Annotated in this window: 11 protein-coding genes; 4 read left to right on the forward strand and 7 right to left on the reverse strand. The window is 74.1% G+C overall.

Features of this window, described 5'->3' with window-relative positions:
• Nucleotides 1-200 precede the first annotated feature (200 nt).
• Entirely contained in the window at nt 201-3,224 is a 3,024-nt protein-coding gene (locus tag ACFWAR_RS24305) for an alpha/beta fold hydrolase (protein ID WP_385780858.1), read from the reverse strand.
• A gap of 155 nt (nt 3,225-3,379) precedes the next feature.
• Nucleotides 3,380-4,771 carry a tannase/feruloyl esterase family alpha/beta hydrolase gene (locus tag ACFWAR_RS24310; protein ID WP_385780771.1) on the reverse strand — a complete coding sequence of 464 codons (1,392 nt, stop codon included), beginning with the start codon at nt 4,769-4,771 and terminating at the stop codon, nt 3,380-3,382.
• A gap of 332 nt (nt 4,772-5,103) precedes the next feature.
• Between ACFWAR_RS24310 and ACFWAR_RS24315 the strand changes: the two genes are divergently transcribed.
• Both ACFWAR_RS24315 and ACFWAR_RS24320 read left to right on the forward strand, forming a co-directional pair.
• Nucleotides 5,104-6,414: a sensor histidine kinase gene (locus ACFWAR_RS24315; RefSeq protein WP_385780774.1), complete on the forward strand. Its 1,311-nt coding sequence runs from the start codon at nt 5,104-5,106 to the stop codon at nt 6,412-6,414.
• Nucleotides 6,411-7,154 (forward strand): response regulator, encoded by a 744-nt coding sequence (locus ACFWAR_RS24320; protein ID WP_385780778.1) that lies wholly within the window; start codon nt 6,411-6,413, stop codon nt 7,152-7,154. The genes ACFWAR_RS24315 and ACFWAR_RS24320 overlap by 4 nt, the downstream gene beginning before the upstream one ends.
• Before the next feature lie 32 nt (nt 7,155-7,186).
• Here the strand turns inward: ACFWAR_RS24320 and ACFWAR_RS24325 are convergent, their stop codons facing one another.
• Nucleotides 7,187-8,482, reverse strand: a complete 1,296-nt coding sequence (locus ACFWAR_RS24325; protein WP_385780782.1) for an MFS transporter — start codon at nt 8,480-8,482, stop codon at nt 7,187-7,189.
• 118 nt (nt 8,483-8,600) lie between these two features.
• Between ACFWAR_RS24325 and ACFWAR_RS24330 the strand changes: the two genes are divergently transcribed.
• Nucleotides 8,601-9,038 (forward strand): MerR family transcriptional regulator, encoded by a 438-nt coding sequence (locus tag ACFWAR_RS24330; protein WP_385780785.1) that lies wholly within the window; start codon nt 8,601-8,603, stop codon nt 9,036-9,038.
• A gap of 33 nt (nt 9,039-9,071) precedes the next feature.
• Here ACFWAR_RS24330 and ACFWAR_RS24335 read toward each other — a convergent pair whose 3' ends face one another.
• Both ACFWAR_RS24335 and ACFWAR_RS24340 read right to left on the reverse strand, forming a co-directional pair.
• On the reverse strand, nt 9,072-9,476 hold the full coding sequence (locus ACFWAR_RS24335; RefSeq protein ID WP_385780788.1) for a DUF4440 domain-containing protein: 405 nt from the start codon (nt 9,474-9,476) through the stop codon (nt 9,072-9,074).
• A gap of 43 nt (nt 9,477-9,519) precedes the next feature.
• Nucleotides 9,520-10,176 carry an HAD family hydrolase gene (locus tag ACFWAR_RS24340; protein WP_385780791.1) on the reverse strand — a complete coding sequence of 219 codons (657 nt, stop codon included), beginning with the start codon at nt 10,174-10,176 and terminating at the stop codon, nt 9,520-9,522.
• Between the two features lie 136 nt (nt 10,177-10,312).
• Between ACFWAR_RS24340 and ACFWAR_RS24345 the strand changes: the two genes are divergently transcribed.
• Nucleotides 10,313-11,074, forward strand: coding sequence for a maleylpyruvate isomerase family mycothiol-dependent enzyme (locus ACFWAR_RS24345; RefSeq protein ID WP_385780795.1), 762 nt, complete (start codon nt 10,313-10,315; stop codon nt 11,072-11,074).
• Between the two features lie 67 nt (nt 11,075-11,141).
• Here ACFWAR_RS24345 and ACFWAR_RS24350 read toward each other — a convergent pair whose 3' ends face one another.
• Nucleotides 11,142-12,827, reverse strand: coding sequence for an AMP-binding protein (locus tag ACFWAR_RS24350; protein WP_385780799.1), 1,686 nt, complete (start codon nt 12,825-12,827; stop codon nt 11,142-11,144).
• A gap of 36 nt (nt 12,828-12,863) precedes the next feature.
• Complete coding sequence (locus ACFWAR_RS24355; RefSeq protein WP_385780861.1) at nt 12,864-13,916, reverse strand: aldo/keto reductase; 1,053 nt, start codon at nt 13,914-13,916, stop codon at nt 12,864-12,866.
• Nucleotides 13,917-13,954 lie beyond the last annotated feature (38 nt).

Consider the following 13,954-nt stretch of genomic DNA (forward strand, 5'->3'; position numbering starts at 1 on the left):
TGTCCTCTGCATCCATGGGGGGGACCGGCTCGACGGGTATCTGCCGGGAACTTGCGCTTCATTCCACGATTTTTGAGTGATCTGATCGCAGATATGCGGCCATGGCGCCACAGGTTTCTAGCAGATGGCGATTTTGTCAACGCCGCGCGCACGACGGCACGTTGGAGGAACGGTCGACGGCGGTACGCGTCGACGCCGGGTCACGCGGTCGGGACGGTGCCCTCCGGCTCCGCGCGCCCGCCGCGCGCGGCCTCGTCCAGCGCGCGCCTCGCCGTGGCCTCGCCCGCCGCGTCGCCCAGCGCGCGCAGCGCGTCCACGGCCTCCGTCAACGGAGCCACGGCAGCGGCCGGGGTGCCCGCACCGGCCAGCGCGACGCCGAGGTTGACGAGGGCGATCGCCCTCGCGTGGGTGTCGTCCAGGTCCCCGAAGGACTCGGCGGCTTCGCGCAACGGCGCGACGGCGTCGTCGAAGTGCCCGGCCGCGCTCAGGACCGTGCCCAGCACGCTGAGCGCCCCGGCCCGGCCGTGCCGGTCGTCGGAAGCGGTGCAGATCGCCACCGCTTCCCGGGCGTGCCGCACGGCTTCCGCGTAACCGCCCGTGTGGGCGAGGGCGTTCGCCAGGTTGCAGAGCGCCCGGCCCTCCTCCCGCCGGTCCCCCCGCCCCCGGCCCAGTTCCACGCTCTCGCGCAGTACCTCGACCGCCTCCGCGTACCGGCCGACGTGGCGCAGGGTGATGCCCAGGTTGCCCAGGACCATGCCGAGGAACTGTTCGTCCCCCTGTTCCCCGCCGAGGCCCACGGCTCGCGAGAAGGCCTCGATGGCCTCGTCGAACCGCTTCCCGTGGCGCAGGGCGACCCCGAGGTTCGACAGGGCCCCGCTCTCCCCCTTCGGGTCGCCCAGGGAGCGGAAGACCGTGACGGCCTCCTGGTGGTGCGCGATCGCCTCGGGGAACCGCCGGTTCAGCCGCAGGCAGTTGCCCAACTGGTCCAGGGCGCGGGCCTCGGAGCGGCGCTCGCCCGTGCTCCGCGCCGTGCGCAGCGCGCTCGCGGCGACGGTGGACCAGTCGTCGAGGTGGCGGCGGCGCTCGAACCACTGACCCAGGTTCAGCCCGAGCACCAGGGTGAGGTCGGCCGGCCCGAACCGCCCGGGCGAGGTGGCCGCGAGCGTGATGTTGTGCCGTTCGTCCTCCAGCCACGCCCACGCCTCCCGCGGCGTGTCGAAGCGCTGCGTGAGCGGGCCGTCCGGATCGGGGCGCAGCAGGGTGACGGCGGTCAGCGCGACCGTCCAGTAGTGGTCGAAGAGGCGTCGGCGTACGGTCTCCCGCTCGTCCGCGTCGGCTTGGCGGGCCCCCGTCTCGTCGGCGTACAGGCGCAGCAGGTCGTGCAGGCGCCAGCGGCCCCAGGAGCGCGCGGGCTCGATCAGGTGGGCGCGGGCGAGGTCCTCCAGGACGGCCGCCGCCGTGGCCTCGTCGAGTGCGCCGAGTCGGGCGGCGGCCTCGGTGGACAGGTCGGGTCCGGGGTTGACCGGCAGCAGCCGGAAGAGCCGCGCCTGCCCGTCGGTGAGGCGCCGGTAGGACAGGTCGAAGGCGGCCCGCACGGCCCGGTCGTCGCGGGTGAGGCGGTCCAGGCGGGTGTGTTCGGCCCGCAGCGCCCGGCTCAGGTCGGCCGGTGGGCGGGTGGGGAAGTCCACCAGGAGCGCGGCCACGATGTGCAGTGCGAGGGGCAGGCCCGCGCACAGTTCGGCGATGCCGAGCGCCGCCGCGGGGGCGTCCTCGATCCGGGTGTCGTCGGGATCGGCGTACCGCAGGGCCTCGCCGAGGAAGTCGACCGAGGCGGCCGCGCCCAGGACCTGGAGCTCGTGCGGGCGGGCGCCGACGGCCAGTGTGGTGCGGGAGGTGACCAGGGCGGCGGTGTCGGGGTCGCCGGGGAGCAGCGGGCGCACCTGTTCCTCGCTGCCCGCGTTGTCGAGGAGGACCAGGGTCCGCAGGCCCCGGCGCGCGCGGGCGGCCAGGGTGGTGCGCAGCAGCGCGGCGCGGGCGTCCGTACCGGACGGCACGTCCCCGGCCGGGACGTCGAGGGTGCGCAGGAAGTCGCCGAGGACGTCCGAGGCGTCGGCCCGGCGGGCGGGGTCCGGAGCGTAGCCGGCGAGGTCGGCGAAGAGGAACCCGCCGGGGAACCAGCCCGGCTCGCGCAGGGCGCGTTCGGCGCTCTGCAGGACCAGCTCGGTCTTGCCGACACCGGCCATGCCGACCACCGCGCGCACCGGGGGCGTGCCCGGTGCGGCGCCGCCGGGGGCGAGGAGCGCGAGGAGGGCCCGGACGTCCTCCTCGCGGCCGGTGAAGGTCTTCGACCGCGCGGGCAGACCGGCCACGGCTTCCGCCGCGCTCGCGGTCCTGGGTCCGGGACCGGTCGCGCGCTCGGGCTCGGACTCGGGCTCGGGCTCGGTCGTGCGCCGTGGGCGCTCCGGTGGCACGGACGGTTCGCCGGGAGGAGGGGCGGGCGGGGCGCCGGGCGCGGGACCGGGGCTGCCGTGGGCGCGCAGGACGAGGCGGCGCAGGGTGGTGAAGGTCCGGTGGTCCGCCGTGGTCGTCCGCAGGATGCTCGCATGGTCCCCGGGCAGGGCCGCGGCGTCCGGGAAGACGTTCTGGGCGGAGGCCGGTGGGACCACCGCGTCGCTCTCCCCCGCGTAGACCGAGAAGGGGATCGGGCAGGTCCGCTCCGTGACCGCGGTCGCCCCGACGACGTCCCGCAGTACGGTCCGCAGGGTGCTGGTGACCTGCTCGTTGAGCGGCCGCAGCTGGCTCTCCTGCGGGTGGCGGGACCCGAACAGCCCCCGGCGCAGCGACAGGAGGAGTTCGGATCCGCTGTTGGGGCAGGCCAGCATGACGACGGCGCGGATCCGGGCCAGCTCCCGCCCGCGCCCGTCGCCGAGCATCCGGGCCAGCATGCGCTGCGCGACCAGGCCGCCCTGGCTGTGGGTGACGAGCACCAGTTCCTCGAAATCGCCCGCTTCGGTGGCCAGGTACTCCTTGAGGCTGTCCGCGGCGGTCTCGATGCCCGGGAAGACGCGCAGGGGGTGGACCCGCTTCAGCCCGGTCGCGTACGCGAAGGGCAGGGTGACGGCGAAGGCGAGGTCCGCGTCGGCGGCGAACCGCTCGCGCAGCGGGTCCCACGCCCGCGGCCCCGACCGGAACCCGTGCACCAGGACCACGCCCAGCCGACGCATCGACACCCGGTCGCTCCTCCCCGAAGCCGGCGGACCACCCAAGGTATCCGCCCGGGCGGAGCGCGGACCGGGCTTCGCCGGAACCGGGCGGCTCGCGGGCGTCGCGGGCGTCGGCCCGGGGGGAGCCGACGCCCGCGGTCACCGGGGTCGCGGGGTCAGAGGGTGCAGCCCGCGGGGATCTCGCCGTCGGCCGTGCGCTCGCCGGGCAGCGGCACGGTGTGGCTGGGGGGCGGAGCGACGCCGTCGCGGGTCCAGTTCACCAGGTCGTCGAACGCCTCGGTGAAGCAGGACTGCATCGTACGGACCGCCTTCGGCGCGACGTCGCGGAAGCCGTCGGTGTGGGTGCCGTTCTCGATCCGGTAGTACCGGTGCAGGTCCGCGCGGCCCGCGTCGCCGACCAGTTTGTCGTAGACGTCCCCGGTCCGGGTGATCGGCAGCAGGACGTCGTACGTCCCCTGGAGCGTGATCAGCGGCCGGGAGATGCGGCCGGTCAGGGAGACCCGCCCGACCGCGTCGTGGACGGCCGCGGGGCGGGAGGCGTAGTCGTAGTCGGTGTCGCACCCGGGGCCCGTCCCTTCGGCGCAGAAGGGGGTGCCGCCCTGGAGGGGTCCGTCGTACTCGGGGTCGAGTTCCTCGCGGATCGTGCGCTGGAGGGAATCCCACAGGTCCTTGTGCGCCCGCCACAGGTCCTCGGTGCCCTTCGGGTACCCCTCGGCGTACATCGCCTCCGCGGCGCCGGGCTCGTGCCGCTCGAAGCGGGGGTAGGCGCGCAGCGCGGGTGGCAGGTTGGTCAGCAGGTTCGGGGCGTCCCGGGTGAGCAGGAGGCCGTTCCAGTCGATTCCGCCCGTGTACAGCTGCGGGAAGTGCTCCAACTGCCAGCGCACCAGGTAGCCCGCCGCGGACAGCCCGGCGGCGTAGGTCCGCGTCGGCGTCCGACCGTAGTGCTGCGCGGCCACCAGCTTGGCCGCGACGGCCAGTTGGGCGACCCGCAGGTGCCACTCCATGATCGCGTCGCCCGGCTCGTCGCCGTCCTTGTACAGCTCGGGGCCGGTGTTGCCCTTGTCGGTGGCGGCGTACGCGAAGCCCCGGGCCAGCACCTGGTCGCTGATGATCTGGTCGTTGGCGTACTGCCTCCGGGTGCCGGGCGGGCCCGCGACCACGAGGCCGCCGTTCCAGTGCTCGGGCAGCCGGATCACGAACTGGCTGTCGTGGTTCCAGCCGTGGAGGGTGTTGGTGGTGGAGGTGTCCGGGAAGTATCCGTCGAGTTGGACGCCCGGTACGTGCGCGGGGTTGACGGTGCGGGCCGCCTGGAGGCCGCCGTAGTCGCTCGCGTCGGTGAGACCGCGCGGCAGGAGCGCGGCCGTGGTCAGGTCGTCCTCGCAGTGGGCGACCAGGCGCTCCGCTCCGGGAACGCGCAGCCGCCGGCCCTGGCACGCGGAGTTCGCGGTGTACGACGGATCGGCGGCGCTCGCGTCGACGGCGGGGAGGAGGGCGACCGCCAACAGGGCGGTGACGAGGGCTGCCAGTGATCGTCGGTGTGGGGACATGGGACGGATGCTCCTCGGAATGGCCGTGCGGTGATCGGACGGGGCGACCGTAGGCCGCGCCGCCGGGCGCCCGGCAGTGCCGATCGGCCAGTCCCCCGGCACTCACGGCGGCCGGGAGGCCGACCCGCACGCCGGGCCGCGAACACCCCCCTGCCGAAGGGCACATGACCTCCGGCCACACCTGGGACGGGCCCCCGCCGCGCACGGCCGCGCCCGCCGGCGCTGACGTATCGTTCCTGGTGAACAGCCGGGTGCCGCGCGGATCCGCAGGCCGGCGCCCGATCGCGGCGAGCGCCGGCGACCCGAGCGCCACCGCCCCGAGAGGAGTCCCGATGACCTCGCCCCCCATCGCCGTACCGTGGATACCGCCCGTGCTGTACGCGGCCGTCCTGCTCGGCGGCGGCTACCACGCGGCGGTGTCGGACGGGCCCGTGCACACGGCGCGCACGGTCGGCTTCGCGGCGGGGCTGGTCCTCCTGCTGCTCCTCGAACCGGCCGAGCACCGCCGGTACCGGCACGGGACGCCGAAGGGCGTGGCGGCGGCCCTGCTGGCGGCCCGGGTCGTCCTGTTCTCGGTGGTGGCCCTGCTGGACGGGTCGGGGGTGTCGCGGGCCCTGTTCGTCCTGGTGCCCTTCACGGCCCACCTGTCCTTCGGGCGGCGGGCGGGGCGGCTGTCGGGCGCGGGATGCGTCGCGCTGCTGGTCACCGGCTACACGGTAGGGGTGCCCCACTGGTGGGTCCGGGCGGCCTACGTCTCCGACCTGTTGATGTTCGTACTGGCGCTGGCCCTGGCGCTGTCGATGGCGGCCGTCGCCGTTCGGGAGCAGGCGGGCCGGGCCCGACTCGAAGGCGTCCTGGCCGAGTTGGAGCAGTCCCACGAGCTGCTGTCCGACTTCGCGTTGCGGGTGGCCGAGCTGTCCACGGCGAGCGAGCGCAACCGGGTCGCCCGGGAGATCCACGACAGCCTCGGCCACCACCTCACCGCCGTCGCGATCCAGTTGGAGAAGGCCGAGGCGTTCCGCACGCTCGATCCACCGGCCGCGGCCAAGGCGGTCTCCGACGCACGGTGGTCGGCGGGGCGCGCGCTGAGCGAGGTACGGGAGTCGGTCGGCGCCCTGCGCGACGCCCGGCCCTTCTCCCTCACCCGGGCGCTCGCCGATCTGGTCCGCCACCTGGGGGACGAACGGCTGACGGTGACGCTGGAGGTGACCGGCGACGAGAGCGGCTACGACGCCGCGTCGCTCACGGCCCTCTACCGGGCGGCCCAGGAGGCGCTGACCAATGCCCACCGGCACGGTCGGGCGACCCGGATCGAGGTGAGCGCCGCCTACGGCGAGTCCTCGGCCCGGCTGGTCGTCGCGGACAACGGACGGGGGTTCCCCGCGTCGCCGCAGGCCGCCGACCGCCCGAGCCGGACCGGCTACGGGATCCGCGGCATGCGCGAGCGCGTCGAACTCCTCGGCGGGCGGGTCGACATCGAGGACCGGCCGACGGTCGACCGCTCGTCCGGAGCCGTCGTCACCATGACGGTCCCCCGCACCCCCCTGCCGGCCGGGAGCGCCGGGCCGCCCCCTCCTGCCCTGTCCGGGTCCTGGGCGCCCGGCACCTCGACCGATGCGATCCGAAGGAGAGGGACCGGATGAGCGCCCCCACGGGAGAATCCGGCACCCCGGGCGCGAGCGACCCGACGGTGGACACCGGCGCGGCGGCGCCCGTGCGGGTCCTGGTCGTCGACGACCAGGAGCTCGTCCGGGAGGGCATCGCCTCCCTGCTCGGCATCCAGCCCGGCGTGAGCGTCGTGGGGACCGCGTCCGACGGACGCCGGGCGGTCGAGGCGGCCGTCGCGCACCGCCCGGACGTGGCGCTGGTCGACGTACGGATGCCCGGCATGGACGGCATCGAGACCACGGCGGCGCTCACGGCCCGGGTGCCGTCCTGCCGGATCGTCATGCTGACCACCTTCGACGACGAGGACTACGTGGCCCGGGCGCTGCGGGCGGGCGCCGTCGGCTACCTGCTCAAGAACCTGCCGTCGGCCGAACTCGCCCGTTCCGTGCGCCTCGTGCACGCCGGGGTTGCCCAGCTCGACGCCTCGGTCATGACCCGCCTGGCCGCCTCCCTGGCCGCTCCCGACCCGGCCGCGCCGCCCGCCGCGGCGGTGGCCGCGGGACCCGTCCCACCGGAGCCGTCGCAGCCTCTGACCGGGCGCGAGGTGGACGTGCTGCGGCTCATCGCCGGGGGATCGACCAACCGCGAGATCGCCGCCCGCCTCTACCTCAGCGAGGGGACCGTCAAGAACCACATCTCGCGCATCCTCGGTCGGCTGGGCCTGCGCGACCGCACCCAGGCCGCGCTGTACGCCCGGGACCACGGCCTGCTCTGAAGCGGCGGGCCGGTCCGGATCCAACCGGTCCTTCACGCCCCCACCACCCCCGAACCTCCGCTGCGCGGGCGCCGGTTCGCCGTGCGCCGCCGGTTCGCCGCGCACCACAGCAGGGCGGCGGCCACGGCGGCGAGGGCGACGGTCGCGAGCCCGGAGGCCGCCAGCACCAGCCGCGGCCCCATGACGGCGGTGAGGGGTCCGCCGAGGGCGGTGCCCACGGGACCGGCCGTGAGCAGGGCGGCGCCCCGGAACGCGAGGACGGTGGTGAGCCAGGCCGTCGGGGTGCGGTCCTGGAAGAGGGTGAAGGACAGCGCGGTGAAGGGCCCGTAGATCACACCGCCCACCCCCATGCACGCGAGCGACACCCCCACGGGCACGTCCAGTCCGAAGGGGACCAGCACCAGGCCCCACCCCGCCACGATGCCCAGGGTCACCAGCCAGCGGGGAAGCCCGCGCAGGGCTCCGGCGGCCAGGGCGCCGAGCACGGCGCCGGCTCCGAAGACGCTCCAGTACAGCCCGAGCAGGCCCGCGCCGGAGCCGAGGTCGTCGACGACGTGCAGCGGGAGCGCGACCTCCACCGGGCCGTAGAGCAGGTTGAAGAACCACGTCAGGGCCAGGACGCCGAGGAGTTCGGGCTGTCTGCGCAGCAGGCCCGGCACGCTCCCGCCCGCCACGGCCGTCCCGTCCGCCTCGGCTCCGTCCACCTCGGCGACGACTCGGATGCGACCGGCCTGTACCGCCAACAGGGCGAAGGACAGGGCGTCGAGGCCGATGATCCAGGCCGGGCCGATGACCACCGTGAGGAGACCGGCGAGTGCGGGCCCGACGACGATGGACGCCGACGCACTCGTGGCGACCAGCGCGTTCGCCGCCAGGCGCTGCTCGGTGGGCAGCAGTTGGGCGATCAGGGAGTACCTTCCCGCGCTCCCCCAGGCGTGCAGCACCGACGATCCGGCCAACAGGGCGACGTACAGCGCCGGGTGCAGCACTCCCAGGGCCCACGCCAGCGGCACGGCGCCGAGGAGCAGCGCGCGCAGCCGTCCGTCCACCACCATCAGCCGTGCGGGCGGCAGGCGGCGCAGTCGGCGGCCGAAGAGCAGGGCCCCCGCGGCTCCGGGCAGCGCGTAGGCGGCGAGCGCCGCGCCGACGACCCAGGCGGACCGGCCCGGTGGCGAGATCACGATGGCCAGCCACGCCACGGCGACCGCGCTCATCCCGTCACCGAGGTCGCTGGCCGCCAGGGCGGGCAACAGGCGCCGGAATCCGGCGTGGGCGAGGAGCGGCCGGTAGGGCCGTGGCAGCAGGCGGGTCATCGTGGAAGACGTCACGCGGGCAGACTGGTGGTTCAAGTCCACTTGAAGTCAAGACAAGATCGACGACATCGACGACATCAACGGGATCGACGGGGAGAAGAGGGCAACCGTGGGGGGACCGGTGGAGGGAGCCGTGGGACGGACCGCCCGGGACGCGGCGCAAGGGGCGCTTGCCGCGCGCGAGTTGGGTATTGGCGAACTCGCCCGGCGGGTGGGGATGCGGGCGTCGGCCCTGCGCTACTACGAGAGCGTCGGGCTGCTGCCACCGGCCCGGCGGGTCGCCGGCCGCCGCGTCTACGCGCTCGCCGCGGTGCGACGGATCGCACTGATCAGGATGGCGCAGCGGGCCGGGTTCACCCTCGCGGAGATCGGCGGGCTGCTGGAATCCGGCGCCGATCGCGGCGCCACCCGACAGTGGCGCGCCCTCGCCGCGCGCAAGCTGCCCGAGCTGGACCGCTTCATCGCCGACGCGCAGGCGCTCCGCGACGCGGTCGCGGACTGTCTGGCGTGCGGGTGCATGAACTTCGACGACTGCCGGTTGCTGGCCTCCGCGCCGCCCGGCGGGCACTGAGAGGGCGCCCGCCGAACCCCGGACCCGTCGCGGTTACGCGGCGGGCGCGTCGTACCAGGAGAAGGCGGCGATGCGCCAGCCGTCGGCGGTGCGGACGAACTGGATCGTCTTCGTGCCGCCGCCCTCGATCGGCTCGCCGTCCAGGATCCCGGACTTGCGGTACTCGCCGAACCTCGACGCGATGTCGCCGGCGATCTCCGTCCGTTCGGAGGTCTCCCACTCGGTGAACTCGACCAGGCGACCGTCGCTGAGCAGGCGCCGGCGGGGCTCGATGAACTCGTCCACGCTGTAGACGGTGAAGTCGGGTCCGGTCTTGACGATCACGCCACCCGGTAGGACCAGCCGCCGCAGGCGCTCCAAGTCGGCTTTCCCACCACCCCGGTTGTCGAACGCACCGAAGAACTCCGCGGTCACCTGATCGATCTCGGCCTTGGACATGGCGCGACATTAACACGCCCGCACACCCGTTCCCCCGGCCCCGTCACGCCACCAGTTCGGCGATGAGGCCGGGCAGTTCGCCCATGTCGTCGAAGACGACGGTTCCGGGGCCGGCGAGCAACGCGGCCGCGGTGAGTCCGCCCGCATAGCCGAAGGAGCGCATCCCGGCGGCGCGGGCCGCCCGGACCCCCGGTCGGCTGTCCTCGACGACGACGCAGGCGGCCGGGTCCACGCCCATCCGGCGCGCCGCGTACAGGAAGAGGTCGGGGGCGGGCTTGCCCCGGGGCACCTCGCTCGCGCTGAAGACGTGCCCCTCGAAGCGCTCGTAGAGCCCGGTGACGCCGAGCGTGTGCCGCATCTTCTCGTGCGAGCCGCTGGAGGCGACGCACACCGGCAGCGTGATCGCGGCCAGCGCCTCGGGCAGGCCGTCGACCGCCTCCAGTCCGGCGTCCACCGCCTCCCGGTGGCGCTGCTTGAACAGCTCCCACCACACGGCGGCCGTCTGCGCGCCGAGCCGCTCCGCGATCTGTTCGCAGATGGACTCCTTGGAGCGCCCGATGAAGCGGTCGACGGCGTCCTCGGCGGTCAGCGGCCAGCCGAGCTCCGCCCCGAGGGCGACCTGGAGGCGCAGGGCGATGCGCTCGCTGTCGACGAGCACCCCGTCGCAGTCGAAGATCACGAGTTCTATCGGCTTGATCATCCCGGCATCATACGAACGCCCCACCCGCCCTCCCGCGCTCCCTCCCCTCCCCCGCTCCCGCCCCGCGCCCGGCGCGTCCCGGGCCGGTCCTCGCGTGGGTTAGCGTCGAGGACGAAACGACCAGGAAGGACCAGACATGAACCCCGCCCAGCACGTCGCGGCCGTCGCGGCGCAGAGCGCCGGCTTCGTCGCCGCGGTCAAGGGAGCCGACCCCGCCACCCCGGTGCCGTCCTGCCCCGGTTGGACGCTCGCCGATCTGACGCGGCACGCCGGGAGCGTGCAGCGCTGGTTCTGTGTTCTGCTGCGCCAGCGCGTCCAGCAGCCCCCGACCAGCCGCGACGTGGACCTGCGGCTGCCGGAGCGGGACGCCGACTACCCCGAGTGGCTGGCGGAGAGCGCCGCGGAGTCCGCGCAGGTGTTCGCCACCACCGACCTGGACGCGCCGATGTGGGCCTGGGGACTCGACCAGCACGCCCGGTTCTGGGTCCGCCGGATGCTCTTCGAGACCGTCGTGCACCGCGCCGACGCCGAACTGGCCCTGGGCATCGCACCGCGGATCGACCGCGAGGTGGCGGTGGACGGCATCGACGAGTTCCTGACGAACCTGCCGTTCGCCGCGTTCTTCGCGCCCGGCACCGCGGCGCTGCGCGGCCCGGACCGCACCATCGGTTTCCGGTGCACGGACGGCGGCGACAGCTGGCAGGTCCGGCTGCGCCCCGACGGCTTCGGGCTGGTCACCGAGGACGGCGACGGACCCGAGCCGGACGCGACGGTCCAGGGGGCGTCCGGCGACCTGCTCCTGCTCCTCTACGGCCGCCTCGACCGTACGAACGAGGCGTTCCGGCTGCGGGGCGACCGGGAACTGCTCGACCTCTGGTCGTCCCACTCGGCGTTCTGAACGCCCCGCGTGCCGGTCCCCACGATCCCCGCCCGCTGCGCCGGTCGGGGATGGCGGGTCCGTCCGGTCAGGCGGGTGCGGTGAGCAGGCGGACCGCCTGCTCGCGCATCTCGATCTTGCGGATCTTCCCGGTCACGGTCATCGGGAACTCCTCGACCACGTGGACGTAGCGCGGGATCTTGAAGTGGGCCAGCCGACCCGCGCAGTACGCCCGCACGGCCTCGGGGGTCAGCGGCTCGGCCCCCTCGCGCATCCGGACCCACGCCATCAGCTCCTCCCCGTACTTCGCGTCGGGTACGCCGATGACCTGCACGTCCAGGACGTCCGGGTGGGCGTGCAGGAACTCCTCGATCTCCCGCGGGTAGACGTTCTCCCCGCCCCGGATCACCATGTCCTTGATCCGGCCGGTGATGCTCAGGTAGCCCTCGTCGTCCATGACCGCGAGGTCGCCCGTGTGCATCCAACGGGCCGCGTCGACGGCCTCGGCCGTCCGCTCCGGCTCGGCCCAGTACCCGAGCATGACGGAGTAGCCGCGGGTGCACAGCTCCCCCGGCTCGCCCCTGGGCAGGGTCCGGCCGGAGTGCGGGTCCACCACCTTGACCTCGAGGTGCGGGCCCACCCGGCCGACGGTGGCGACCCTGCGCTCCACCGAGTCGTCGGCGCGGGTCTGGGTGGACACCGGCGAGGTCTCCGTCATCCCGTAGCAGATGGACACCTCGGTCATCCCCATGCGCTCGATGACCTCGCGCATGACCTCGACCGGGCACGGCGAGCCCGCCATGATGCCGGTGCGCAGGCTCGACAGGTCGTAGTCGTCGAAGGCGGGATGGGCCAGCTCGGCGATGAACATCGTGGGGACGCCGTAGAGCGAGGTGCACGCCTCGGCCTGGACGGCGGCCAGCGTGGCGCCCGGGTCGAAGGAGGGCGCGGGGATCACCATGGTCGCGCCGTGGCTGGTGCAGGCGAGGTTGCCCATGACCATGCCGAAGCAGTGGTAGAAGGGGACCGGGATGCACACCCGGTCCCGCTCCGTGTAGTGGCACAACTCCCCGACGAAGAAGCCGTTGTTGAGGATGTTGTGGTGCGAGAGGGTGGCGCCCTTGGGGAAGCCGGTGGTGCCGGACGTGTACTGGATGTTGATGGGGTCGTCCGGGCTCAGCGCCGCCTGGGCGCGGGCCAGTTCGGCCCGGTCGCCCGAGCGGCCGCGCTCGAACAGGGCGGACCAGAGCGGCCCTTCCAGCAGGACCACGAACTCCAGCTCGGGACAGCGCGGCCGGACCTCCTCGATCATGCCCGCGTAGTCGGAGGTCTTGAACCGCTCGGCCGCTACCAGCAGGCGGATCCCGGACTGCTGGAGGACGTACTCCAACTCGTGCGCGCGGTAGGCGGGGTTCACGGTGACGAGGACCGCGCCGATCTTGGCGGTGGCGTACTGCACCAGGGTCCACTCGGCGCGGTTGGGGGCCCAGATGCCGACGCGGTCGCCCTTGGCGATGCCGAGGTCGAGCAGTCCGAGGGCGAGAGCGTCGACGTCGGCGGCCAGCTCCGCGTACGTCCACCGGCGCCCCGCGGCCATGTCGACGAGCGCGTCCCGGTCGGGGAACCGGCGCACGGTGCGGTCGAGGTTCTCCCCGATGGTGTCGCCGAGCAGGGGTAGGGCGCTGGCTCCGGACGCATAGCTCGACGTGACGGACACACGTTCCTCCAGGGCGCGGCGGCGGGCGCGGGCCCCGGCGGGCCGGCGTGCCCCCATGATCCCCGGCGCCCGCGCGAGCGTCCACCCACCGGGTCAGCCGGCGGCCCGCTCCGTGACCGGACGGCGGCGCTGGGCGAGTTCGGTCAGCGCGGGCGGGTTCCACACGCCGTCCGGGCGGTACAGGTTGGTGCCGGGCGGCACGATCTCGTCGATGCGGTCGAGGGTGGCGTCGTCGAGCGTGAGCGCGGCGCCCCCCAGCAGGGACCGGAGCTGGTCCATCGTGCGCGGGCCGATGATCACCGAGGTGACCGCCGGGTGCACGGTGGGGAAGGCCACGGCCAGTTCGGGCAGGGTGCACCCGATGGAGTCCGCGAGCTCGATCAGCCGCCCCGCCGCCTCCAGCTTCGCCGCGTTCCCGGGGACGGCCTGGTCGAAGCGGGCGGGTGTCAGCGCGGCCCGGCCCGAGGTCAGGTCGACGGGTGCGCCGGGGCGGTACCTGCCGCTCAGGAAGCCGGAGGCCAGCGGGCTCCAGGTCAGCACGCCCATGCCGTGGCGCCGGGCGACCGGCAGCACGTCGCGCTCGATGCCGCGCGCGAGGATCGAGTAGGGCGGCTGCTCGGTCCGCATGCGCGGCAGAGCGCGCCGCTCGGCGACGTGGTGGGCCTCCGCTATCTCCTCCGCGGGGAAGGTGGAGCAGCCGAAGGCCCGGATCTTCCCGTCCCGGACGAGGTCGCCCAGGGCGCCCAGGGTCTCCTCGATGTCGGTGGTGTGGTCGGGGCGGTGCACCTGGTAGAGGTCGATCCAGTCGGTGCCCAGCCGACGCAGGCTGTCCTCCACGGCCCGGACGATCCACCGTCGGGAGTTTCCGCTCCGGTTGCGTCCCTCGCCCATCGGGAAGTGCACCTTGGTGGCGAGGACCACCTCGTCGCGGCGCCCGCCCGCGAGGGCCTTGCCGACGATCTCCTCGGACTCGCCCGCGGAGTACATGTCGGCGGTGTCGACGAAGTTGATGCCCGCGTCGAGTGCGGCGTGCACGATCCGCACGCAGTCGTCGTGGTCCTTGTTCCCCACGGCGCCGAACATCATGGTGCCGAGGCAGTGCACGCTCACTTCGATGCCGGTACGGCCGAGGCTGCGGTAGTTCATGGTCATGGCGGTGCACTGTAGGAGTTGGAGTGCGCTCC

Source organism: Streptomyces sp. NPDC059917 (assembly GCF_042730635.1).
Taxonomy (GTDB): domain Bacteria; phylum Actinomycetota; class Actinomycetes; order Streptomycetales; family Streptomycetaceae; genus Streptomyces.